19 protein-coding genes are annotated in these 21,900 nt (G+C 54.2%); 6 read left to right on the top strand and 13 right to left on the bottom strand.

Annotated elements, in window-relative coordinates; translation table 11 throughout:
• Positions 1–31: 31 nt before the first annotated feature.
• From cobA to C4F51_RS16620, 7 genes are all read right to left on the bottom strand, one after another.
• On the bottom strand, positions 32–790 hold the full coding sequence (gene cobA, locus C4F51_RS16650; RefSeq protein ID WP_193911729.1) for a uroporphyrinogen-III C-methyltransferase: 759 nt from the start codon (positions 788–790) through the stop codon (positions 32–34).
• 98 nt (positions 791–888) lie between these two features.
• On the bottom strand, positions 889–2,655 hold the full coding sequence (locus C4F51_RS16645; RefSeq protein WP_193911727.1) for a bifunctional protein-serine/threonine kinase/phosphatase: 1,767 nt from the start codon (positions 2,653–2,655) through the stop codon (positions 889–891).
• Between the two features lie 7 nt (positions 2,656–2,662).
• Complete coding sequence (locus C4F51_RS16640; protein ID WP_193911725.1) at positions 2,663–3,475, bottom strand: formate/nitrite transporter family protein; 813 nt, start codon at positions 3,473–3,475, stop codon at positions 2,663–2,665.
• Between the two features lie 35 nt (positions 3,476–3,510).
• Positions 3,511–3,873, bottom strand: a complete 363-nt coding sequence (gene nirD, locus C4F51_RS16635) for a nitrite reductase small subunit NirD (RefSeq protein ID WP_193911723.1) — start codon at positions 3,871–3,873, stop codon at positions 3,511–3,513.
• Positions 3,873–6,431, bottom strand: coding sequence for a nitrite reductase large subunit NirB (gene nirB / locus C4F51_RS16630; protein ID WP_193911721.1), 2,559 nt, complete (start codon positions 6,429–6,431; stop codon positions 3,873–3,875). The genes nirD and nirB overlap by 1 nt, the downstream gene beginning before the upstream one ends.
• Before the next feature lie 428 nt (positions 6,432–6,859).
• Positions 6,860–8,149 (bottom strand): cation:proton antiporter, encoded by a 1,290-nt coding sequence (locus C4F51_RS16625; protein WP_193911719.1) that lies wholly within the window; start codon positions 8,147–8,149, stop codon positions 6,860–6,862.
• A gap of 167 nt (positions 8,150–8,316) precedes the next feature.
• The gene (locus C4F51_RS16620; RefSeq protein WP_193911717.1) at positions 8,317–9,300 is read right to left on the bottom strand and encodes a flagella assembly protein FlgT middle domain-containing protein; all 984 of its coding nucleotides are present in this window, start codon (positions 9,298–9,300) and stop codon (positions 8,317–8,319) included.
• A gap of 395 nt (positions 9,301–9,695) precedes the next feature.
• Here C4F51_RS16620 and C4F51_RS16615 point away from each other — a divergent pair, with 395 nt between their 5' ends.
• Positions 9,696–10,157 (top strand): hypothetical protein, encoded by a 462-nt coding sequence (locus tag C4F51_RS16615; protein WP_193911715.1) that lies wholly within the window; start codon positions 9,696–9,698, stop codon positions 10,155–10,157.
• A 69-nt stretch (positions 10,158–10,226) separates the two neighbouring features.
• Here the strand turns inward: C4F51_RS16615 and C4F51_RS16610 are convergent, their stop codons facing one another.
• Entirely contained in the window at positions 10,227–10,673 is a 447-nt protein-coding gene (locus tag C4F51_RS16610; protein ID WP_193911713.1) for an Rrf2 family transcriptional regulator, read from the bottom strand.
• Between the two features lie 15 nt (positions 10,674–10,688).
• Positions 10,689–11,879 (bottom strand): NnrS family protein, encoded by a 1,191-nt coding sequence (locus C4F51_RS16605; RefSeq protein ID WP_193911712.1) that lies wholly within the window; start codon positions 11,877–11,879, stop codon positions 10,689–10,691.
• A 358-nt stretch (positions 11,880–12,237) separates the two neighbouring features.
• On the opposite strand from C4F51_RS16605, the gene azu reads away from it, so the two are divergent.
• The 3 genes from azu to C4F51_RS16590 all read left to right on the top strand — a co-directional run bounded on the left by azu (position 12,238) and on the right by C4F51_RS16590 (position 15,541).
• Positions 12,238–12,690, top strand: coding sequence for an azurin (gene azu, locus C4F51_RS16600; protein WP_193911710.1), 453 nt, complete (start codon positions 12,238–12,240; stop codon positions 12,688–12,690).
• Between the two features lie 133 nt (positions 12,691–12,823).
• Positions 12,824–14,170, top strand: a complete 1,347-nt coding sequence (gene gdhA, locus C4F51_RS16595) for an NADP-specific glutamate dehydrogenase (protein WP_193911708.1) — start codon at positions 12,824–12,826, stop codon at positions 14,168–14,170.
• A gap of 177 nt (positions 14,171–14,347) precedes the next feature.
• A complete protein-coding gene (locus C4F51_RS16590) occupies positions 14,348–15,541 on the top strand; it encodes a class I SAM-dependent rRNA methyltransferase (protein WP_193911706.1) in 1,194 nt (397 codons plus the stop codon).
• 53 nt (positions 15,542–15,594) lie between these two features.
• On the opposite strand, the gene C4F51_RS16585 is transcribed toward C4F51_RS16590, so the two are convergent.
• Positions 15,595–16,284, bottom strand: a complete 690-nt coding sequence (locus tag C4F51_RS16585; protein WP_193911704.1) for a histidinol-phosphatase — start codon at positions 16,282–16,284, stop codon at positions 15,595–15,597.
• Between the two features lie 273 nt (positions 16,285–16,557).
• Here C4F51_RS16585 and C4F51_RS16580 point away from each other — a divergent pair, with 273 nt between their 5' ends.
• Together C4F51_RS16580 and ptsP are read left to right on the top strand one after the other, a co-directional pair.
• On the top strand, positions 16,558–17,079 hold the full coding sequence (locus C4F51_RS16580) for an RNA pyrophosphohydrolase (protein ID WP_193911702.1): 522 nt from the start codon (positions 16,558–16,560) through the stop codon (positions 17,077–17,079).
• An 11-nt stretch (positions 17,080–17,090) separates the two neighbouring features.
• Positions 17,091–19,355 (top strand): phosphoenolpyruvate--protein phosphotransferase, encoded by a 2,265-nt coding sequence (ptsP, locus tag C4F51_RS16575; RefSeq protein ID WP_193911700.1) that lies wholly within the window; start codon positions 17,091–17,093, stop codon positions 19,353–19,355.
• A 115-nt stretch (positions 19,356–19,470) separates the two neighbouring features.
• Here ptsP and C4F51_RS16570 read toward each other — a convergent pair whose 3' ends face one another.
• From C4F51_RS16570 to C4F51_RS16560, 3 genes are all read right to left on the bottom strand, one after another.
• The gene (locus C4F51_RS16570; RefSeq protein ID WP_193911698.1) at positions 19,471–19,827 is read right to left on the bottom strand and encodes a hypothetical protein; all 357 of its coding nucleotides are present in this window, start codon (positions 19,825–19,827) and stop codon (positions 19,471–19,473) included.
• A gap of 164 nt (positions 19,828–19,991) precedes the next feature.
• Complete coding sequence (gene cysE / locus C4F51_RS16565; RefSeq protein ID WP_193911695.1) at positions 19,992–20,789, bottom strand: serine O-acetyltransferase; 798 nt, start codon at positions 20,787–20,789, stop codon at positions 19,992–19,994.
• Between the two features lie 74 nt (positions 20,790–20,863).
• A complete protein-coding gene (locus C4F51_RS16560) occupies positions 20,864–21,841 on the bottom strand; it encodes a serine/threonine protein kinase (RefSeq protein ID WP_193911693.1) in 978 nt (325 codons plus the stop codon).
• Positions 21,842–21,900 lie beyond the last annotated feature (59 nt).

Below are 21,900 nucleotides of genomic sequence, written 5' to 3'. Positions count from 1 at the left end.
GGTGACCGGCAACCGGTTTGTAAGTATCGAATTACGACTGTGCGTACCGATATTCAGAAGCAAAAGCTGTACCGGAAATTTGTTTACCGACAACATCGCCAAATACCAGGATCGCCGGGCTTTTCAGGGCGGCGCGTTTGGCGTCATCTTCCATGGTGGCGAGGGTGGAAATAATCTGATATTGGTCGGGCAGGGTCGCATTACCAATCATAGCAACCGGCAGGTCAGCGCGCAGTCCGCCATCGCGTAATTGTTGAGCGATACGCGACAAACGGGCGATGCCCATGTACACCACCACCGTACCGCCTTGCTGTGCCAGCCCGGCGAGATCCGGCATGCTGCCATCTTCGGCGTGTGCGGTTACCAGGGTTACGCTGCTGGCCACACCGCGATGGGTCAGTGAAATGCCGCAGTTGGTGGCAGCCGCCAAACCGGAGGTAATACCGTTAACAATTTCACTGGCAATACCGTTGTCTGCCAGCCATTGGGCTTCTTCGCCGGCGCGGCCAAAAATACACGGATCACCGCCTTTCAAACGCACCACATTCAAACCCTGTTTGGCGTAGAGCAGCATCATGCGTTGAATAAAGTCCTGCGGCGTGGAGGTGCGGCAGCCGCCGCGTTTGCCGGTGTGAATAATGCGAGCGTTGGGGCAGTGCGACAGCACTTGCGGATTGACCAGATCATCCACCAGCACCACATCGGCTTGCGCCAGCGCTTTTACCGCTTTTAATGTCAGTAAATCCGGATCGCCAGGGCCGGCACCAACCAGCCATACTTTTGTGCTCATACATGTCTCCGGTGTCATCAATCAGGGTTGCGTTATAGAAGCCATTTCGCCAGTGCAATGCCGAGAGGGCGGCTATTTTTCTTTTATAAATCCAATTATCAGTTCAGTTGCAAATTCAGTACCACCAGCAAGGCAATTAACAAACTGACGCTTAAACATTGCCAGAAAATCAGCGGGTTTCTTTCAATCAAGGGTATGGATGTGCATTGCCATTCGCTGGCATGCGGATGGTTCAGGGCGTGTATAAACTCTGACAGCTCCGGGAAGCGCTTGTGCGGATCGGGATGCAAGGCTTTTTGCAAAATGGTATCGATGCCGGGCGGCAGGTCCTGGCGAGTCAGTCGCGCCGGTTGATAAACCAGTTTATTGACTTTTGACCGGGAGCTGAGGCGGGCTACGTCAGTTCCGTAAGGCAATTTTCCGGTCAGCATCTGATAGATAACAACCGCCAGGGAAAAAATATCCGACGCATAAATACCTTCATCACCACGAAAATATTCCGGCGCCATGTATTGCAGTGTGCCGGGAAATTCCGGCGCGATATCCAGTGCCGCTGTTTCAGAAATACTGGCCACTTTGGCCGAACCCATATCAATGATCTTGGCCACGCCATCGCGGTTAATCAGAATATTTTCCGGGCGGATATCCTGGTGCAAAATTTCCAGCCGGTGAAACGCCTGCAAGCCGCGTGCAATCTGCTGCACCAGTGACATCATCGTTTCCAGTGGCGCGCGCGGGTTTTCCTGGATCCATTGCGTCAGGGTTATACCGTCAATGAACTCACTGATGGTGTACAAAAATTGCCGTGGCTCATGTTTGGTAAAGGCTTGAATAACGTGCTGGCTGTGAATGCGTCTGGCAATCCATTCTTCCAGCATCAGTCGCTCCAGGTACACCGGGTCGTGGCGTAAATCGAGCGAGGGGATTTTTAAAACGACCTGGGCATCGGTGGCAATTTCGCGTGCGAGATACACATGGCTGCGGCTGCTGGCATAGAGCGGATCAAGAATTTTGAAGCCGTCAAACAGGGCGTTTTTTTCCAGCAAGGGCGGGCAGGGCAAGCTGGTGCTGTAGTGACGCATTTCTTCAGCGTCGGGCACCGGCAAGGATTCAATATGAACAATTTGCACCGTCAGGTTGTCATCGCTGCCCCTTTCCAGTGCATGGCTGACCAGTAAACGGGCAGCCTCTTCCGGATCGGCCTTGTGATCTTGTACGGTGCTGATCAGCAGCGCTTTATCAACAAATTCGTAAATACCGTCGGTTGCCAGAATAAACGTATCGCCTTCCAGCAGGGTCAGGGTGTGGTAATCAATTTCTACATGAGAGTCGAGGCCGAGCGCACGGCCCAGGTAACTTTGGCTGTGCGAAACACGCACCCGGTGATCACTGGTAATTTGTTCCAGTTGCCGGTCGCGCAGGCGGTAAATACGGGTATCGCCCACATGCAAAATATGAGCAGTAACCGATTTTAAAATCAGTGCACTGAACGTGCATAAATAACCACGGTCGTTATCACCGTAGTGCGGGCCGTGGCGTGTTTGCGCTTGCAGCCAGCTGTTGGTTGCACTCAACACCCGGTGCGCCGATTTTTTTACCGACCAGGTTTCCGGCGTACAAAAATAATCTTCCAGAAAACTGGCGACAGCGGTTTCGCTGGCCACGTGGCTGACATCGCTGCTGCTGATGCCATCGGCAATCGCGATGGCGATGCCTTTGGTAGACAGCAGCGGTTCGCCAGGCACACGCAAGCCGTAAAAATCCTGGTTGGAGGGTTTACGGCCGCGGTCGGAACATTGTCCGGCGTTAACCTCCAACTGCGAGCGAGTCGCAGCGGGAGCAAGTGGTGAGTGCAAACTGTTCATACAGAGATCAACTGAATTGACGTTTGGAACCGGTTTTCATATGGGTGGTGTAAAGCGTGAGTCCGGTCAGTGTCAAACCGCCCACCAGGTTGCCCAGTACCACCGGAATTTCATTCCAGATGATGTAATCCATCACCGAAAAATCGCCGCCCATCAGCAACGCAAAAGGAAACAAAAACATGTTTACAATCGAATGCTCAAAGCCCATGGCGAAAAACAACATCACTGGCATCCACATAGCAATAACCTTGCCGCCAACGGTGGTAGATACCATTGCGCCGACCACACCGAGCGATACCATCCAGTTGCACAGTACGCCGCGAATAAAAATCGTCAGCATGCCGGCTGCGCCATATTCCTTGTAACCGAGGGTGCGGTCTTCACCGATGTGGGAAATTTTTTCGCCAACGATGCCGGGGTCGGTAGAAAATCCGTAGGTGAATACAATGGCCATTAGTACCGCAACCAGAAAGGCACCCAAAAAGTTACCGAGAAAAACCCAGCCCCAGTGTTTCAAAATAGCTTTGATTGTTACTCCCGGGCGTTTGTCAAACCAGGCCAGCGGTGTTAATACAAAAACACCGGTTAATAAATCAAAACCCATCAGGTACAAAATACAAAAACCGACCGGAAACAAAATAGCACCGAGAATCGGCATGCCGGTTTGTACGGTTACCGTGACCGCAAATACTGCCGCCAGCGCGAGAATGCCACCGGCCATAAACGCGCGGATCACCACATCGCGGGTTGCCATGTAAATTTTGGATTCACCGGCATCCACCATTTTGGTGACGAATTCGGAGGGAACGACATAGGACATGGAAAACTCCTCAGGAAAAAGTAAACGCGCCTTGATCAATCTGCCAGGCAGATTTCTACATGCTCGCCGTTAATGCGTGTTTGCCACACCGGTAGTTGCTGCTCGGGATATTCCAGGCAGCGACCACTGCTCAAACAAAAATGTTGTTTGTACAAAGGCGATGCGACTACCACTTCGCCGTTGATATGCGCCGTCAAACCGCGGCCAATGACATTGGCTCCGGATTTCGGGTCGCGGTTGCCTACCGCAAAAACATTTTGTTCAGTTAATCCCGGCAAGTAAAAAAGTGCGACTTGCTGGTCTTCAACGCGGGCAACCACGCCGGAGTTGGCGACCAGATCATCGCGTTTGCAAATCGTTTTCCAGCGGGGCAGGTTTGCAGAAGCTGTGTTTTGCATTAAACAATCTCCTCGGCAATGGCGATCAATTGCGGTTCATAGGCGGGTAAAGGGCGGCGTTGATTTCTTTCGCGGATAAAACGAATGTCATCATCGGCGGCCTGGTCGTTAACAAAGGTGCGGAAGCGCTTGAGTTTTTCCGGGTCGCTGATGGCGTTGGTCCATTCGCATTCGTAACGGTCAACAATCAGTTGCATTTGTGCTTCCAGCTCGGCGGCAAGGCCGAGGCTATCATCAATGACAACCGCTTTGAGGTAGTCGAGGCCGCCTTCAAGCGACTCGCGCCATACCGAAGTGCGCTGCAATTTGTCGGCAGTGCGAATGTAGAACATCAGCACGCGGTCGATGTAACGAATCAGCGTTGCATCATCGAGGTCAGTGGCAAACAATTCGGCGTGACGCGGGCGCATACCGCCGTTGCCGCACACGTACAGGTTCCAGCCATTTTCGGTGGCAATCACGCCGATGTCCTTGCTCTGCGCTTCCGCACATTCGCGGGTGCAACCGGACACGGCAAATTTCAATTTGTGCGGTGCGCGCAAACCTTTGTAGCGGTGCTCAATGTCCAGCGCCATTTGCACGCTGTCCTGCACACCGTAACGACACCAGGTGCTACCGACGCAGGATTTAACGGTGCGGGTAGATTTGCCGTAGGCGTGGCCGGTTTCAAAACCGGCGGCAATTAATTCACTCCAGATGTCCGGCAGTTCATGCAATTGCGCGCCGAATAAATCGATACGCTGGCCACCGGTAATTTTGGTGTAGAGATCGTATTTTTTGGCCACCTGGCCGATGGCGATTAACGCATCCGGAGTAATTTCTCCGGCGGGAATACGCGGTACGATGGAGTAGGTACCGTTTTTCTGCATGTTGGCCATGAAGGTGTCGTTGGTGTCTTGCAAAGGCACCAGCGCGCTGTTCATGATCGGGCGGTTCCAGCAAGAGGCGAGAATGGAGCCCACGGCAGGTTTGCAAATGGTGCAGCCGAGGTGCCCTTTGCCGTGGCGAGCGAGCAGTTCATCAAAACTTTCGATGGCTTCCACGCGCACAATGTCGTACAGCTCCTGGCGGGTGTAGCTGAAGTGTTCGCACAAACTTTTATCAACTTCCACGCCGCGCGCGGTGAGTTCGTGTTCAAAAACCTGCTTCAACAAAGCCGCACAGCCGCCGCAACCGGTGGCTGCTTTGGTGCAGCTTTTTAATTCAGCAATGTCCTGGCAACCGGCATCAACTGCATCGCAAATCGCGCCTTTGCTAACGTTGTGGCAAGAGCAAATGGTAGCGGTGGCGGGCAGCGCATCAACACCCAATGCCGGTGTTGCACTGTTGCTTGGCAAAATCAGTCCGGCCGGGTCGGCGGGTAAATCAATGCCGTTATTCACGTATTGCAACAAGGTGTCGTAGTAGCTGTTGTCGCCAACCAGAATAGCGCCCAGCGCTTTTTTGCCATCGGCAGAAACGACCAGGCGGCGATAACAGGCGTTGGCTTCGTCAATAAAACGGTAGCTGCGTGAGCCGGGGGTGTTGCCCGCCGCATCGCCAATGGAGCCTACGTCTACACCGAGTAATTTCAGTTTGGTGGACATGTCGGCACCGGTAAAAGGCGAAGACGGTTGCTGGCACAGCAGTGCCGCCACGTTTCTCGCCATTTGGTAACCGGGTGCAACCAGTCCGAAAATGCGTTCGTTCCAGGCCGCACATTCACCAATCGCGTAAATGGATTCATCGCTGGTGCGGCAATCGTTGTTGATGCTGATACCGCCACGGGGCGCGATGTCCAGATGGCATTGACGAGCCAGATGATCTTGCGGGCGAATACCGGCGGAGAAAACAATCAGGTCGGTTTCCAGCAAGGTGTCGTCGGCAAATTGCATCTGGTAGCGGTATTCGTTGCCGGCAACAATCGCCTGGGTGGCTTTGTTCAAATGCACCGATACGCCGAGTTCTTCGATACGCGCTTTCAGGGCGCCACCGCCTTCGCCATCCAACTGTACCGGCATCAAACGCGGAGCAAATTCCACGACATGGGTTTCAAGGCCGAGGCTGCGTAAGGCATTGGCGGCTTCGAGGCCGAGCAGACCACCACCGATCACCACGCCACGGCGCGAAACGTTGGCAGCGGCGCGAATGCTGTCGAGGTCATCGAGGGTGCGATACACCAGACGCGCATCACCTTCGGCACCTTCAATGGGCGGCACGAAAGGATAGGAACCGGTGGCCAGCACCAGGGTGTGGTAAGCGAAATTTCCTTTCGAGGTAATCAGCTGTTTGGCGGTACGGTCAATTTCCTGTACCTGCAAGCCGGAAAACAGCGTGATGCCTGGAGCCTGATACAGCGACGCGTCACTCAACGCCAGCGATTCTGCATCGCGGCCGTTGAAATATTCGGACAGGTGTACCCGGTCGTAGGCTCTGCGGCTTTCTTCGCCGAAGACATGGATTTGATAATGTTGCAGCGCACCCTGTGCCAGAAGTTGCTCGACACAGTGATGACCCACCATGCCATTACCAACAATGGCCAGCACCGGCAGGGACGAATTTGTTGTATTTGTTTTCATGGTTTTCCACGGTTCTCCGGTTTTTTTAAGCAAAAAAAAGGCGCCTTGACCTTTCGGTCAGGGCGCCATTGCCGGTATCTCAATCTGTCGTGCCGAGTGATGTTCGACACAAAGGGTATTTAGCAAGCGGTGTGCCAGAAATGGTTTTGTCAGTAACTAAAAGGCATTGCCGGTTGTTTCGCCAGAGAAAAGCACCTTGCAGCGAAAAATCAGTCAGTGAATCGCTTCACATCAGTGCAGACCAGGCGGTTTTTGCACCTGATTGAAGCTGGAAGAATTTTTTGCCTTTGGAAAGAGATTGCTGAATCGCAATGAGACCGGCGAACGGCGTAACTGAAGGGCGGCAGCGCGTTATCGTGAAGGGCAGACAATCTTACGGAAGACTCCCGGTAACTGCACAGAGGCAGATACCGGGAAGCAAAGCAGGTTTAACTGCTGGAATGTTGCGGTACTGCGTCCAGCTCGCCGGAAGCGCGCGCCTTTTTGCCGTATACGGCTTCAAACAGCGGCGATGCCATCAGCGTGGTAACAATGGCCATCAGCACCAGCATGGAGAAAAGTGCAGGGCCAATCACCCCGGCTTGCAGGCCGATGTTGATAATAATCAGCTCCATCAAACCACGGGAATTCATCAGTGCGCCAATGCCCAGTGCGGTGCGATTGTCTTCACCGCATAAACGCGCCGCCGCCCAGCAGGCACCAAATTTGGCTAAAACAGAACCCGCCAAAACCACACCGGCGATGGCCAGCAATTCGATACTGTTGACCATGGTCAGCTGGGTGTTAAGGCCTGAGTAGGTGAAGAACATCGGCAGCAACACCACGACCGCGAATGGCTCCAGTTTTTCCCTTACCTGGGCGCTCAGTACACCGCGCGGCATGACGGCGCCTAACAGGAAGCCGCCGAACACCGCATGCAAACCAATGTAGTCTGCAACCCAGGCAGACAACATAAACAGCATCAACACAATAGAGAGCAGTGTTGAACTGAGTGGTTTGCCTTCAGCATGTTCTTTGGCGGCGAGACGCTCCAGCGGAGCCAGCAATTTCGGGCCGAGTAAAATCATAAAGCCGGCAAATAAAATACCGCCGCCGATGGCTGCAATAGCAACACTACTGCCGGCACCGAAGCTGGCCAAAACAATCGCCAGCACACACCAGGCGGCGGCATCGTCAATGGCACCGGCGGAGAGCGTCAAAGTACCCAGCCGGGTATGGCTCAAGCCGCGTTCATGAATAATGCGCGCCAGCATTGGGAAGGCGGTAATGGCGATAGCGGCACCCATAAACAGCGTGGCGTTAAAGCGGGTGGCGCTATCGGAGAACAATCCGGGCACCGTCATCAGCCAGGGTGTGATGGCGATGGCGACCAGAAAAGGTACCGCCATACCCGAGACAGAAACCGCCATGGCGCTACGCGCGTTACTGCGGAAATGTGCGGTGTTAAAACCGAGACCCACCAGAAACATGTACAGGCCAACGCCTAATTGAGCGCCTACATAAAGCGTGCCTTTGTTTTCCGGTGGGAAAATGTACGCCTGAATTTCCGGTAAAAAATACCCGAACAGCGATGGCCCGAGAATAACGCCGGCGATCATCTCGCCAACCACCTGGGGTTGTTTAAAGTATGTTCGGCCTATCCAGCCCACCGTGCGGCAGGTGAGCAAAATGAAGAACATCTGCAAAAAGAAGGTTATCGAGAGTTGTGCAATTGACATGGTATGACGTGTCCGATGAAGGGGCAGCGACCCTGGTTATAGTTATTAAATGCTGCCGGTGGCCCTGGTGCGCAGGAACCGGCGTCCGGCAGCTTAAAACGTGCTTTCGGGCGCCTGCGATAAATTTTCTCTATGGCAATCGGCAGCGGCTGGTCGGATAACGGCGATCAGGGGGAGATAGCCACAAACCGGCCGGTCAGCGGGCCACGTTGTTCTATGCGGGCGATACTGTGAGAGGGATAAACCTCAACCAGTTGCACCGGTATTTCCTGACGGATGAGTCGTACATCGTAATGCTGGTAAACGCCGGTAATGGGGTATTGGCTCAGTTGGTAGAGGTTGAGAATATCGCCGTTGCGCAAACCGTGGTTGGCACCGCTGTGCACCACCAGCGTCGCCTGTCCCTCGCGTAATTCGACCGGTGCCACATGCGGTTGGCAGCGAATGGCGGTTACCAGCTCATCGCGGGCGTGTTGCAGCAATTGCCAGACTTGCTCGCCGTAATCTGACTGGCGGAACCGCGTGGAATCAAAGCCGATATCGCCATAACGCCGCGCCGGCCAGATGCCGGTGGTGCGGTAGGTGTTGTCAAATAGCAGTTCGCCGGTGATGCCATCGCGCAGCTGTAAATACAGGCTGAACAGTCGCTGGCGTTTGTCTTTGCTACTTTTAAGGTTGAACGTATCGCGGGCGCCATTTACAACGCGGGTGTAAAGGCCGCTGTATTCGCTGGTCGGCGTCATGGACATATCGCTGATGGTGCCGCTGATAATCAGTTGCGCCCGGTGTTTGGCCGCTTGCTGACGTGTGACGGTAGTCAGCTCAAACGGCGAATTGGTTTGCGGGTCTTCCAGCGGCGGAGTAATCAAACTGGCGGGTGCCGAAATTTGTTGTGTAGCGAGATCTTCCAGCAGCCATTGCGGCAGCGCGTCATCAATATCATGCAAATAACCGGCGTTGCTGCTGGCGGCTTGCACCCGTTGAAAGCGGGTAATGATCAGCGATTTTTTATAGCGCGATGCGGAAACTGCGGCGCAGTGTCCGGGGTCAATAGCCCGGGTCTGTTCCGGTATTGTAGTATCTGCCGCCAGTGCCGGTAGTGTCAGCAGAGCCATGAAAGCACTGGCGAGCAGGGTTTTAATTAAAGACACGTGGCACTCCCTGAAGATATAAGCTGATTGGGTCGTCAAAGGTTATGATGGCCTGAAACACGCTGTAAAGATAATGTATTTACAGGCAATAGCCCGAAGGTTACAGACTGCTGACAAACGTCAGGTAAGCACAATGCGCGTTTGGTGTCAGGACGCTTGTTCCCGTTAATAACTAACGGACAAATGGCACTGACCCTCCGGTCCTGATAAACCTGCAGTGCTGATAAATAGGTCCCGATGAATAAAGGCGCTAGTCAATAACCTGGAGCGCACCTGTGCGTCGGGTATTATCTTTATCATCGGCGGAAAGCGGCGCGCCTTTAACAGTTTTCTTGAGCGGCCTGCTTTTGGTCGCTTCCACGGATTATTTTACGAATGCAGGATTCTCTTTCACTATGAATAACAGGGATTCAATCGCGGTAATAAGTGTGTTGGTCGGGCTGTTGTTAATGACCGCGTGCAGTTCGCAACCGGGCCGTAATTACACCGAAACCGGTTTGCAGGAAACGCTGGAAACCGAAATTTTACCGGACACCAGCAAAATGTTTACCTACCGGCTGCGCTTGCCCGATGGTGCAGTGCCCAGCCATATACGGGTAGTGCAGGGGAATTCTCGGGCGATGCCAGCGGGTGCCGGTATTGAAATCAACCGCACTACCAGCCGTCGCCTGTTGGAAAATACCGGTTATGTGGTAGAAAACCTTGGCTATTGCCGCACGGGTTTTTTCACTCTGGATCAACGGGTATCGCGCTACCATCTATGGTTGAAGGGCGAGTGCCGCGAAGGTGCAACGGCAGAAGATATTGAACGTTTCGGACGGGAAAATACCCTGACGGTGCCAACCGCACCGCGCTAATGTTTGGTGATGTGCCCGGCGCTTCATCAAATGCCGGGCTTTTTATGGCGCGCTCATTTTTAGTAAAAATCAGGCAAGTTCGCTGTTGCCCAGCAGGCGAACCAGCATCGGGCGATTTTCCGGTGTGACCAGATCCGCCAGGGTGTATTGATCAAGCGCTATAAAAAAACTCTCCAGCGCTTCGGCAAATATTTTTTTCAAATGACAGGCCGGTGTCAGCAGGCAACCGGCACCTCCGGTAAAGCAATCAACCAGCGTGGTGTGTTGTTCGGTAAGGCGCACCAGCTCGCCAACATTTAATGTCGCGGCCGGTTGTGCCAGATGCAAGCCGCCATTTTTACCCCGCACTCCGGTGATATAGCCCTCGTTACTCAACAGCTGCGCCACCTTCATCAAGTGGTTGCGAGAGATGTCATAGCACTCGGCCACCTCGGCAATGGTCACCCGCCTTGGGTCGTGGGTGGCGAGGTACATCATCAGGCGCATTGCGTAGTCGGTGTAACGGGTAATTTGCATGCCATATATCCAGAACTATCCCGGGCGACCATCCACCCTGGGGCGAGATAAAATTGGCCAGTAAATAACGACAAAGGCACCAAAAGCAAGCGCCCATGCAAATACCGATAGCAGGATGCCACTGCCGAACGGCAGCCATTGCAGCGCGGTGGCCATGCGCAGTACCGCAGCGACCAGAATAGCGATGTAAATGAACACCGCAAAACGCGGTAATTTCATGGGCCGCCCGGTGTGACCCAGGGCAACCCGGGTCATCACCGCCAGGATCAATGTGCCCATGGCGCCGGCGCCCAGCGCATGCTGCCAGGCCGATGCCGGCACCCATCCCAAGCCTGCCAGCCCTTTAAACAGCAGCGCTGCGGCTACCCAGGCGTAGCCAATGTGCAATATCCAGAGCAGTGGTTCGCGATGGGTAAGCCAGCCGCGCCAGCGGAAAAGCCGAAAGCCGTTGGTGAATGCCGCCAGCAATGCCAGGGTTGGCACCAGCCAGTGAAGCTGTAGCCAGGTGGCCAGCGGTTCGGCGGGAATCAGCGCGGCGGTTGTTGCCAGCGTGAGCGCCTCCAGTTTTGGGCAGGTTTTTACCTCGGCATCGCGGCCGCCGTGCATGCGCAGCCAGTTGCGGGTAAACGCCGGAATAATACGGCCGCCAATAACCACCATTAACAGGGTAACCATCCCCAGCGCCAGATTTTCTCCGGCAAGCGACCAGCGAATATCCGCTTGCAGCGCGCCTATGTGCATAAAAAGGTTGGCGACACCGAGCAGCGCAATGATGCCGGCCAGCATCAGGTTTTTACGGTTGCCGTAGCGCAACAGCAGGCGGGCGAGAAAAATCGCCAGTGCCCATAGAAACAGCAAATCCACCATGGCAATGCATACCAGCGGCAAACCGGCGCCCATCACCATGACCAGCCGCCCGGCCAGCCAGAGCGCGGCGAGAGCAATTAACCCGCCATTTTTCAGTGGTGGGGCGCCAGTCCAGTTACAAACCGCGGTAAGAATGAAACCTGCAATGGCGGCACTGGTCATACCAAAGAGCATTTCATGGCTGTGCCAATGCAATGGCAACCAACCTGCCGGTACCCCAATGTGGCCCGTAAGTACGCCCGCCCACAGCAGGATAATGGCAATGGCGTAACTGGCGGTTAATAGAAAGAACAGACGGAATGGATACGAGGCGAGTACGGACCGGGGGGAGGCGGACATAGCAAAATTCTCTCGGGGCTTGCGTTGTTGCAGTGTATACCTTATAAAATGTATTTTGAATGCATGTTATAAAAATTATCCGCTTTGCCAGGATGTGAAGCGAATAAGGGGTGGGGTGGGGGTGCTGAATTGTCGGCTTTCGCAAGCGAAAATAAAGTTTCGTTAGCAACCGTATCTGATTCTGTTATCCGCTCTGACTATCCGGTATGTTGTAGCCATTGAAAAATGGCCTGTTTTACCGTGCCAAATTTTGGTGCAAAAAAACCTGATTGACCAGATATTGTTCTGGCGCAAAGTAGAAGCCTGAAAAATGCTTCAGAATAAATGTTGTAACCCCTTGTATCTATTGGAGAGCTTTATGAAAATCCGTTCATTATGTGTAGCAGTTGCCCTGTGTTCGGCCGGCGGTTTTGCCATGGCAGATGATTGTTCTGTCACCATCGACAGCAACGATGCCATGCAATTTGCTACCAAGGAAGTGACCGTTAACAAGTCTTGCGAGAACTTCACCGTTAACCTGAACCACACGGGAAAACTGGCCAAGAACGTCATGGGGCACAATTGGGTGCTGACCAAAAGTGATGACGTGCGCGCTGTCGCTCAGGAAGGTATGGCTGCCGGTTTGAATAATCATTACCTGAAGCCGGATGATGCACGCGTCATTGCCTTCACTGAAATGATCGGCGGCGGCGAAACAACCTCGGTAACTTTTCCGGTCAGCAAACTGTCTGCTGACGAATCTTATACTTTCTTCTGTTCTTTCCCGGGACACGTCGCGATTATGCAAGGATCTCTGACGATTGCGTTATAATAGGGCGCATTTTTTTTGGTGGTGCACGATTTTTACTGTTTTTGCACCAGTTTGGAACACAAAAATCGTGTATCGCTGAAGAAAATGTATTCCTACTATCTCAATCTGGCGCAAGCCAATGTCAGGAGCCGTAATGAGTGATGTTCATAAAAGAATAACCGGTATTTTTGACCAGGTTATTAAACGTAACCAGGGCGAGCACGAATTTCACCAGGCGGTGAAAGAAGTGATTGAAACCCTGGAACCGGTTCTGAGAAAGCATCCCGAATACGCCGATCACAAAATTATAGAGCGTATTTGTGAACCCGAACGTCAAATCATCTTCCGGGTACCCTGGGTAGATGACAAAGGCGAAGTTCAAATCAACCGCGGTTTCCGCGTTGAGTTCAACAGTGCCCTCGGCCCTTACAAAGGCGGTCTGCGCTTTCACCCGTCAGTAACCCTGGGAACCATCAAGTTCCTCGGCTTTGAGCAAATCTTCAAGAATGCCTTGACCGGTTTGCCCATTGGTGGCGGTAAAGGTGGCTCCGACTTTGATCCGAAAGGCAAGTCAGACGCTGAAGTTATGCGTTTCGTACAAAGCTTTATCCTCGAACTTTACCGCCACATTGGCGAACACACTGACGTCCCTGCCGGTGACATTGGTGTAGGCGCTCGTGAAATCGGTTATATGTTCGGTCAGTACAAGCGTATTACCAACCGTTACGAATCCGGTGTTTTGACCGGTAAAAGCCCTGCCTGGGGTGGCGCACTGGTGCGTAAGGAAGCGACCGGTTACGGTGCAGTATTCTTCCTGGAAGAAATGCTGAAAACCCGTGGTATTGGCCTGGAAGGCAAAACCTGCGTGGTTTCAGGTTCCGGTAACGTAGCGATTTACGCTATTGAGAAGCTGCAACAGTACGGTGCCAAAGTTGTGGCCTGTTCTGACTCCAACGGCGTGATTTATGATCCTGCCGGTATTGATCTGGAGATCGTCAAGCAGCTGAAAGAAGTTGAGCGCAAGCGCATCAGCGACTACGTCAAACTGCGTGGTGGTGCTACTTTCATCGAAAATGGCAACATTTGGGACATTCCTTGCGAATTGGCTCTGCCGTGCGCAACGCAGAATGAGCTGGATGGCGGCGATGCCCAAACGCTGGTTAAAAATGGCCTGTTGGCAGTCAGTGAAGGGGCGAACATGCCATCTACACCGGAAGCCATCAAAGTCTTCCAGGATGCTGGTATTGCTTACGGTCTGGGCAAAGCAGCCAACGCCGGTGGTGTAGCCACTTCCGCGCTGGAAATGCAACAAAACGCCAGCCGTGATTCCTGGTCGTTCGAATACAGCGAAGAGCGTCTGAAAGTCATCATGCAGAACATTCACCAGAATTGTTATGACACTGCCGAAGAATACGGTAGCAAAGGCAATTATGTGTTGGGTGCAAACATTGTTGGCTTCCGTCGTGTTGCTGAAGCGATGCTGGCATTTGGTGTAGTTTAACTACATCGGTGCAAGTTACTCCGCCCGGGGCCTCGTGCCCAGGGCGAGGTAGCTGCCCGGTTTCCCCTCTTTTCTCTCCTCCTCTTTCTTTTTCGCCCCTGCCCTGGCAGTTGTCTCGGTGCGCCGGTGTTTTGCCGTTATAATGACGGTTTTAGCTGACCGCCAACCGGATTCTCTATGACCCTCTCTTCCCTGATTCTCAAACCCCAGTGTGACCGCCGACTCAAGTTGGGGCATCTCTGGATTTATAGCAATGAAGTGGATGTGGAGCGGTCACCGTTGCGCAACTTTGAAGCCGGTCAGCAGGTGCGGATTGAAGCATCCAGTGGTAAATGTCTTGGCATCGCCCTGATGAACCCGGCCGGTTTGATCTGCGCCCGGGTTATCAGTCGTGATGAGCAATATCCGCTGGATAAATCCTTGCTGGTGCACCGTATCAAGCAGGCGCTGGGTTTGCGTACGCTGGCGTTTGATCAGCCGTATTACCGTCTGGTGTACGGCGATTCCGACCTGTTGCCCGGTTTGGTGGTAGATCGTTTTGGTGATTATCTGGTGGTGCAAATCGCCAGTGCCGGTATGGAGCGGGTAAAAGAGCAGGTGGTTGAGGCGCTGGTGCAAGTGCTCAAGCCGGAAGGCATTTTACTCAGCAATGACCACAGCGCCCGTGCGCTGGAGCAGTTGCCGGAATATGTAGAAGTGGCTTACGGCAGCATTCCCGACCAGGTTGAGCTGGTTGAAAACGGTACGCGGTTCCTGGCGCCGGTAGCGGGCGGGCAGAAAACCGGCTGGTTTTACGATCATCGCGTCAACCGTGCGCAGTTGCAGCAGTATGTTAAAGGCAAGCGCGTGCTGGATGTGTTTTCCTACATCGGTGGCTGGGGCGTGCAGGCCGCTGTCGCCGGCGCTGCGGAAGTGGTTTGTGTGGATGCCTCCGCCAGTGCGCTGGAAGGTGTTGAGCGCAATGCCGAATTGAACGGCGTGATAGATCGTGTCTCGGCCATTCATGGCAAAGCCATCGACGTGTTAAAGCACCTGATTGCCGAAGGCGAGCGTTTCGATGTGGTGGTGCTCGACCCGCCAGCATTTATCAAGCGCCGTAAGGATCAAAAGGCCGGCGAGGCGGCTTACCGTCATATCAATGAGTTGGGTATTCGCTTGCTGGGGCGTGATGGTTTGCTGGTGGCCGGTTCCTGTTCCATGCATCTGGGTAAAGATACCCTGGTGGATATTGTGCGCGCTGCCGGTCGCCATCTGGACCGTCATGTGCAAATTATCGGCCAGGGCGGGCAGGGCGCTGACCACCCTGTGCACCCGGCTATTCCGGAAACCGATTATCTGAAAGCGGTATTCGCCCGGGTTTACATTCCCTGATGTTCTTCACTGATCTGTTTGCCTATGGGCCCGTCGGTATGTTTCCGGCGGGGTTATGCGATTGACGGCAGGTGGGTCAGTGGCCGTTCATCCCTCAGGCTGATCACCGGCCAGCCGCGCCGGTTGGCCTCTTCCCGCAACAAATCATCCGGATCTACCGCGACCGGACTGGTTACTTCTTTTAGCAGTGGCAAGTCGTTGATCGAATCACTGTAAAAATAGCTGCCCTCCAGTGAAAATCCTTGTTGCGCCATCCACGCCTGCAAGCGGGTTACTTTGCCTTCGCGAAAGCAGGGTGTGCCGAGTGGGCGCCCGGTGTAGCGATCATCCAGCATCTCCGCGTCTGTTGCCATAATGTGGTCAACACCGAGGCGTGCGCCGATCGGATGGGTAATAAAGCTGTTGGTGGCGGTAATAATCAGCAGGTAATCGCCACGCTGACGGTGTAATGCCAGCAGAGCTTGCGCCTTGGGCAACATGATCGGTTCTATGTGCAGGCGCATGAATTCATCGTGAAACACTTGCAGCTCATCCAGCGTATGCCGCGCAAGCGGGGCGAGGGAAAACTCCAGGTAGGCATTCATATTCAGCGTGCCATTTTTATAATCCTGGTAAAACCGATCGTTCTGCCGGCGATATTCCTCGGCATCTACCAGCGCCTTGCCGGTTAAAAATTCGCCCCAGCTGTGGTCGCTGTCGCCCGCAATAAGCGTATTGTCCAGATCAAAAATGGCAAGTTTCACGCAGTCACCTTTATATGCACTCATAAAATGGGTGCCACAGCATACTGGCTGGCAGGATGTTACTCAACCGGCTGAAAAACCCATAAGTCTGCGGGAAAAGCGATTATTTTGTCTGAAAAATGCTTCAATAAATTCGTCACAGAAAGGCGCCCTGGCGAATTGCTGTGGACGGTATGTTTGTGGAACAATACCCCTCAATTTCCTATTCATCAGAGCGCCTGCCTTCCGTCTTTTTGACACCATTGGCAACTGCTCCCAAGGACCACAAGCCCCGTGATAGATACTGATGGCTTTCGCCCGAATGTGGGCATCATTCTTACTAACGAGCGCGGAGAGTTGCTCTGGGCCCGTCGTGTGGGCGGGCAGGATGCCTGGCAATTTCCCCAGGGCGGCATCAACTCCCATGAAACCCCCGAACAAGCGCTTTACCGTGAATTGTATGAAGAGATTGGTTTGCATCCCGATGATGTCGACATTCTCGCCTGTACCCGCGGCTGGCTGCGCTACCGTTTGCCCAACCGCCTGGTAAGGCACAATTCCCAGCCTTTGTGCGTGGGGCAAAAACAAAAATGGTTTTTATTGCGCCTGAAAACCGATGAAGGCCGCATTTGCCTGAGTAATGGCGGGCGTGCCGAATTCGATGCCTGGCGCTGGGTCAGTTACTGGTATCCATTGGGTAAAGTGGTCGCTTTCAAGCGCGATGTGTATCGCCGTGCATTGAAAGAACTGTCTTTATCTCACAGTGAGCTGGAAGAAGCTCACCTCCGCCTGCTGTCCTCCGACAGCCGCTCCTGATCCGGAATCCTATGCTACATTCGCTGCGCAGTATCGTTCAGGAAGTTAACGCCGCCCGGGATATGAAAACCGCGCTGGCGATTATTGTTATGCGCGTGAAACATGCCATGCAAACCCAGGTTTGCTCGGTGTACCTGCGCGATGACAAAGGCGAATACCTGCTCATGGCGACCGAAGGGTTAAACCCCAAAGCGGTTGGTCAGGTGCGTTTGCGCCGGGGCGAAGGTCTGGTTGGCCGGGTCGTGGTCCGGGAAGAACCCATTAACCTCGAACACGCCGAAGCGCACCCGAGTTATCAATATTTTCCGGAAACCGGTGAAGAGCGCTACAGCTCTTTTCTGGGCGTGCCGATCATTCACCATCGTCAGGTACTGGGTGTGCTGGTTGTTCAGCAGGTTGAACAGCGCCGTTTTGATGAAGGCGACGAAGCTTTTCTGGTCACCATGTCTGCCCAGCTGGCAGCCGTTATTGCCCATGCCGAAGCCACCGGTGATCTGTTGACGCTGGGCGAAAAGCCGCGCCAGGCAAAGTTTGTGGGTGTGTCCGGTGCGCCGGGTATTGCGATCGGTGAGGCGGTGGTTATCTCGCCGGTGGCCGATTTACAGTCAGTGCCTTTTAAAGCCTGCGACGATGTTGACGCTGAATTGGCTTTTTTCCAGCGCAGCCTGATGGCGGTGCGGGAAGACATCAAAGGCCTTGGCTCACAGTTAAAAGAGCGCCTGAACCGCGAGGAACAGGCGCTTTTTGATGCCTATCTGGCGATGCTCGACGATGCCTCGCTGGCGCGCGAAGTGTCCGAGCGCATCCGCAAGGGCGTTACCGCGCCTTATGCCTGGGCGGAGGTGATTCTCGAACACGAGCGCACCTTCACCAGCATGAATGATCCTTATTTGCGGGAGCGCGCTACTGACTTGCGCGACCTGGGGCGTCGGGTGCTGGCCTATTTGCAGGAGTCCACACAAAAGTGCCGCATCTATCCCGATAGAACTATTTTGATCGGTGAAGAACTCACCGCGTCGATGTTGGGAGAAGTGCCCAGAGAAAAACTTGCCGGTCTGGTATCGGTTGAGGGCTCCAGTAACTCGCACGTCGCTATTCTGGCGCGCGCCATGGATATTCCCACCGTTATGGGCGCGGTTGATCTGCCGTATACCCAGATGGATCAGCGCCCGGTAATTGTTGACGGCTATAAAGGTGTGGTGCACACCGACCCCGGCTCGCAACTGCGCAAACACTACAAAGCCATTTATATCGAAGAGCAGCAGCTGGTCAAAGGCCTCGAAGCGCTGCGCGATTTGCCCTGCGAAACGCTGGACGGTTACCGCGTGCCCTTGTGGGTTAACACCGGTTTGATGACCGATGTAGTGCGCTCGCTGGAGCGGGGCGCAGAAGGTGTGGGTCTTTACCGTACCGAGGTGCCCTTTTTGTTGCGTGATCGCTTCCCTGGTGAAGAAGAGCAGCGGCAAATTTACCGCGAACAGCTGGAAGCTTTTTCACCGCATCCGGTGACCATGCGTACGCTGGATATCGGTGGTGACAAGGCGCTTCCCTATTTCCCGATTGAAGAAGACAATCCTTTTCTTGGCTGGCGCGGTATTCGCGTCACGCTCGACCACCCGGAAATTTTCCTCACCCAGATCCGCGCCATGATGAAGGCGAGTGAAGGGCTGGATAATTTGCGTATTTTGTTGCCAATGATTACCAGCGTGCCCGAACTGGATGCCTCGCTGGTGCTGATTCACCGGGTTTTTAATGAGCTGCGTGAAGAAGGTTATGACATTCATCTGCCGCCCATCGGTGTGATGATCGAAGTGCCGGCAGCGGTTTATCAGGTGCGCGAACTGTCATCGCGCGTACAATTTTTATCGGTGGGCAGTAACGACCTTACCCAGTATTTGCTGGCGGTAGATCGCAACAATGCCCGCGTGGCCGATGTGTATCAGGCGTTTCATCCGGCGGTGTTCCGTGCCTTGCAAACCATTGTCGATGAGGGGCATAAAGAAAATGTCAGCGTCGGTATTTGCGGTGAGTTGGCCGGTGATCCTGGCGCGGCCATTTTGTTGATGGCGATGGGTTTTGATGTGCTGTCAATGAACGCCACCAACCTGCCCAAGGTGAAGTCGGTGATTCGTGGCATCACCTTGCTGCAGTCGCGCGCGTTGTTGGCAGAAGTCATGGCGCTTTCCGATGCCGACCAGATTCGTGAGCGCGTAGAACGTGCATTGCGCGAAGCCGGCGTAACCCGTCTCATCCGACCACTCGATAACGCGGGTTAACTCGTGACAGGTTGCTGAGCAATCTCGGGTTGGCAAACGGACAGAATGGCACCATGACACATGATTTTGAAAAACAACGGAATTTATTCGCAACCTGACTCTGGCTAACCCGCGTTTACTCAATAATCTGCCCCCGATAAATACGCACCGGTCTGGCGGGGGTGCGAACTTCCGCCGGTGTCGCTTCGGCGGCTGGCTGGTCGGTCAGCGCGGCCTGCCCGCGATACATTTTCATGGATTGCTTTTGTGCCTGAATTTCCGGGTGCTCCAGTACCTCCAGCCAGTCTTCGCCTGCCAGTGTAAACAGCTCCTTGATAAGCGCCTGGATAATAACGTCAGGGCCGCGGTGATAGAGCTCGGCCAGTTCCTGCATCATTTGCGGATTGGCCAACTTTACGTCGGGTTTCATGGCTGAATCCACGCGTCGTCGAATTTCGAAAACCAGCTCGATCATTGGTCTGCTGAACTGCATACGCTACTCCCCTGGTCTTATCATCGGGGAATAAAGCAATAAATCCGCCAGGTCGGCAGATGGCTGCAAAATCAGAGGCATAGCGGTGTGAAGTGCTGCACATTTTGTTGCAGGTGCGCCAGATCAGTGCGATCAGGCAACAAAATGTATCAGTGAATGGCGGGTCAGCCCAATCGATGATCCATGGAGGAAGCCGGTTCCGGGCAGGTGTGATCCCCGACTATTTTGGCGGGCACGCCGGCAACGGTGGTGCGCGGCGGAACGTCTTTCAATACCACGCTGCCAGCGCCAACGCGTGCACAATGACCCACCTCAATATTGCCCAACACCTTGGCACCGGCGCTGATCAATACCCCGTGGCGGATTTTCGGGTGACGATCGCCTGCGGCTTTGCCGGTTCCGCCCAGAGTCACCGACTGCATAATCGAAACATTATCTTCTACCACGGCAGTCTCTCCGATAACGATACCGGTGGCATGGTCAAACATAATGCCTTTGCCAATGCGTGCCGCCGGGTGGATATCCACCGAAAATACCGACGAAATACGGTTTTGTAAAAACAGCGCCAGCGAGCGGCGTCCCTGTTGCCATAGCCAGTGGGTGATACGAAAGGATTGCAGCGCGTGGAAACCTTTGTAATATAGCAGCGGCGTGACCAGCGAGCAGCAGGCCGAGTCCCGCTCATTAACCGCTTGCAGATCGGCGCGTACTGCCTGGGCGATGGACGGATCGGCTTGCAGGGCTTCGTTAATCACCTCGCGCAGCAGCATGGCGGGCAGCGACGGGCTGTCCAGTTTGTTGGCGAGGTGAAAACTGAGCGCGGATTCCAGCGAATGGTGGTTGAGTACCGACGCATGCAAAAAGCTGGCAAGCACCGGCTCCTGCTGCGCCTGTAATTGTGTCTGGCTGCGGATGGTGTTCCAGAGTTCATCTGCCTGATAAGCGGAGAGCGATGCTTTCATGGGAAACCTGCCTGATCACTATAAACTGCAAAAGGCGGCCATTATTCAGTGGCCGGCCAGGAATTTCCACCCCTTTAGTAAATCACCAGCGGCGGTTCCTGCAGCGCTGCCAGCTGTTCCCGCAGCTGTAAAATGTGTTCACCCCAGTAGCGTTCGGTATTAAACCAGGGGAAATGGTGGGGGAATGCCGGGTCGCTCCAGCGCCTTGCCAGCCAGGCGCTGTAGTGCATGATGCGCAAGGTACGCAGGGGTTCTATCAGGGCCAGTTCTGCTGGCTCGAAATCGCAAAACTCCCGGTAACCGTCAATAATTTCGGCCAACTGGGCAGTTTGCTGTTGCCGGTCACCGGACAGCAGCATCCATAAATCCTGAATTGCCGGGCCGTTGCGGGCATCGTCAAAGTCAACAAAATGCGGCGTATCGCCACGCCATAAAACATTGCCCGGGTGGCAGTCGCCGTGCAGCCGGATATTGGCGTAGCGCACCTGGCTGAAGCGATGTTCGAGGCGGGTAATCAGATCGGCGCCCAGGGTGCGGTAAGACTCGCGCAAACTGCTCGGGATAAATTCATTCTCCATCAGGAATTGATAGCTGGTAATGGCATATTCCTGCACCCCGATGGTGGGGCGGTGTTGAAAGGGGGTTACCTGACCGAGCGCATGAATACGGCCAAGTACCCGGCCAAGGCTCAGCAGCGTATCGAAATCGTCCAGGTTGGGCGCGTGTCCGCCCTGTCGGGCGTAGAGGGCAAACCGGAAATTTTTGTAACTGAGCAGTGTCTGGTTATCGCCGTGCACCATGGGTGGTACTACCGGAATTTCCAGATCAAACAAGGCCTGAGTGAAGGTGTGTTCTTCAAGAATTTGCGCATCGCTCCAGCGTTCGGGGCGATAGAATTTGGCGATGAGCGGCGAAGCGCCTTCGATACCAACCTGATAAACACGATTTTCGTAACTGTTCAGGGCCAGCACCCGCGCATCGCTTAAATAGCCGACCTGTTCCACCGCGTCCAGAACCAGATCCGGGGTTAATTCTTCGTAAGCATGGCTCATAGCGTCATCCTGTTGGTAAGCGCTTCATTGTACGCTGCTGGCGGTTGGCGCGCCTGGCA

The sequence above is a fragment of the Cellvibrio polysaccharolyticus genome, assembly GCF_015182315.1.
GTDB classification, from domain to species: domain Bacteria; phylum Pseudomonadota; class Gammaproteobacteria; order Pseudomonadales; family Cellvibrionaceae; genus Cellvibrio; species Cellvibrio polysaccharolyticus.
The sequence above is the reverse complement of the archived record's forward strand: the minus strand, read 5'-3'. Positions and strand labels throughout refer to the sequence as shown.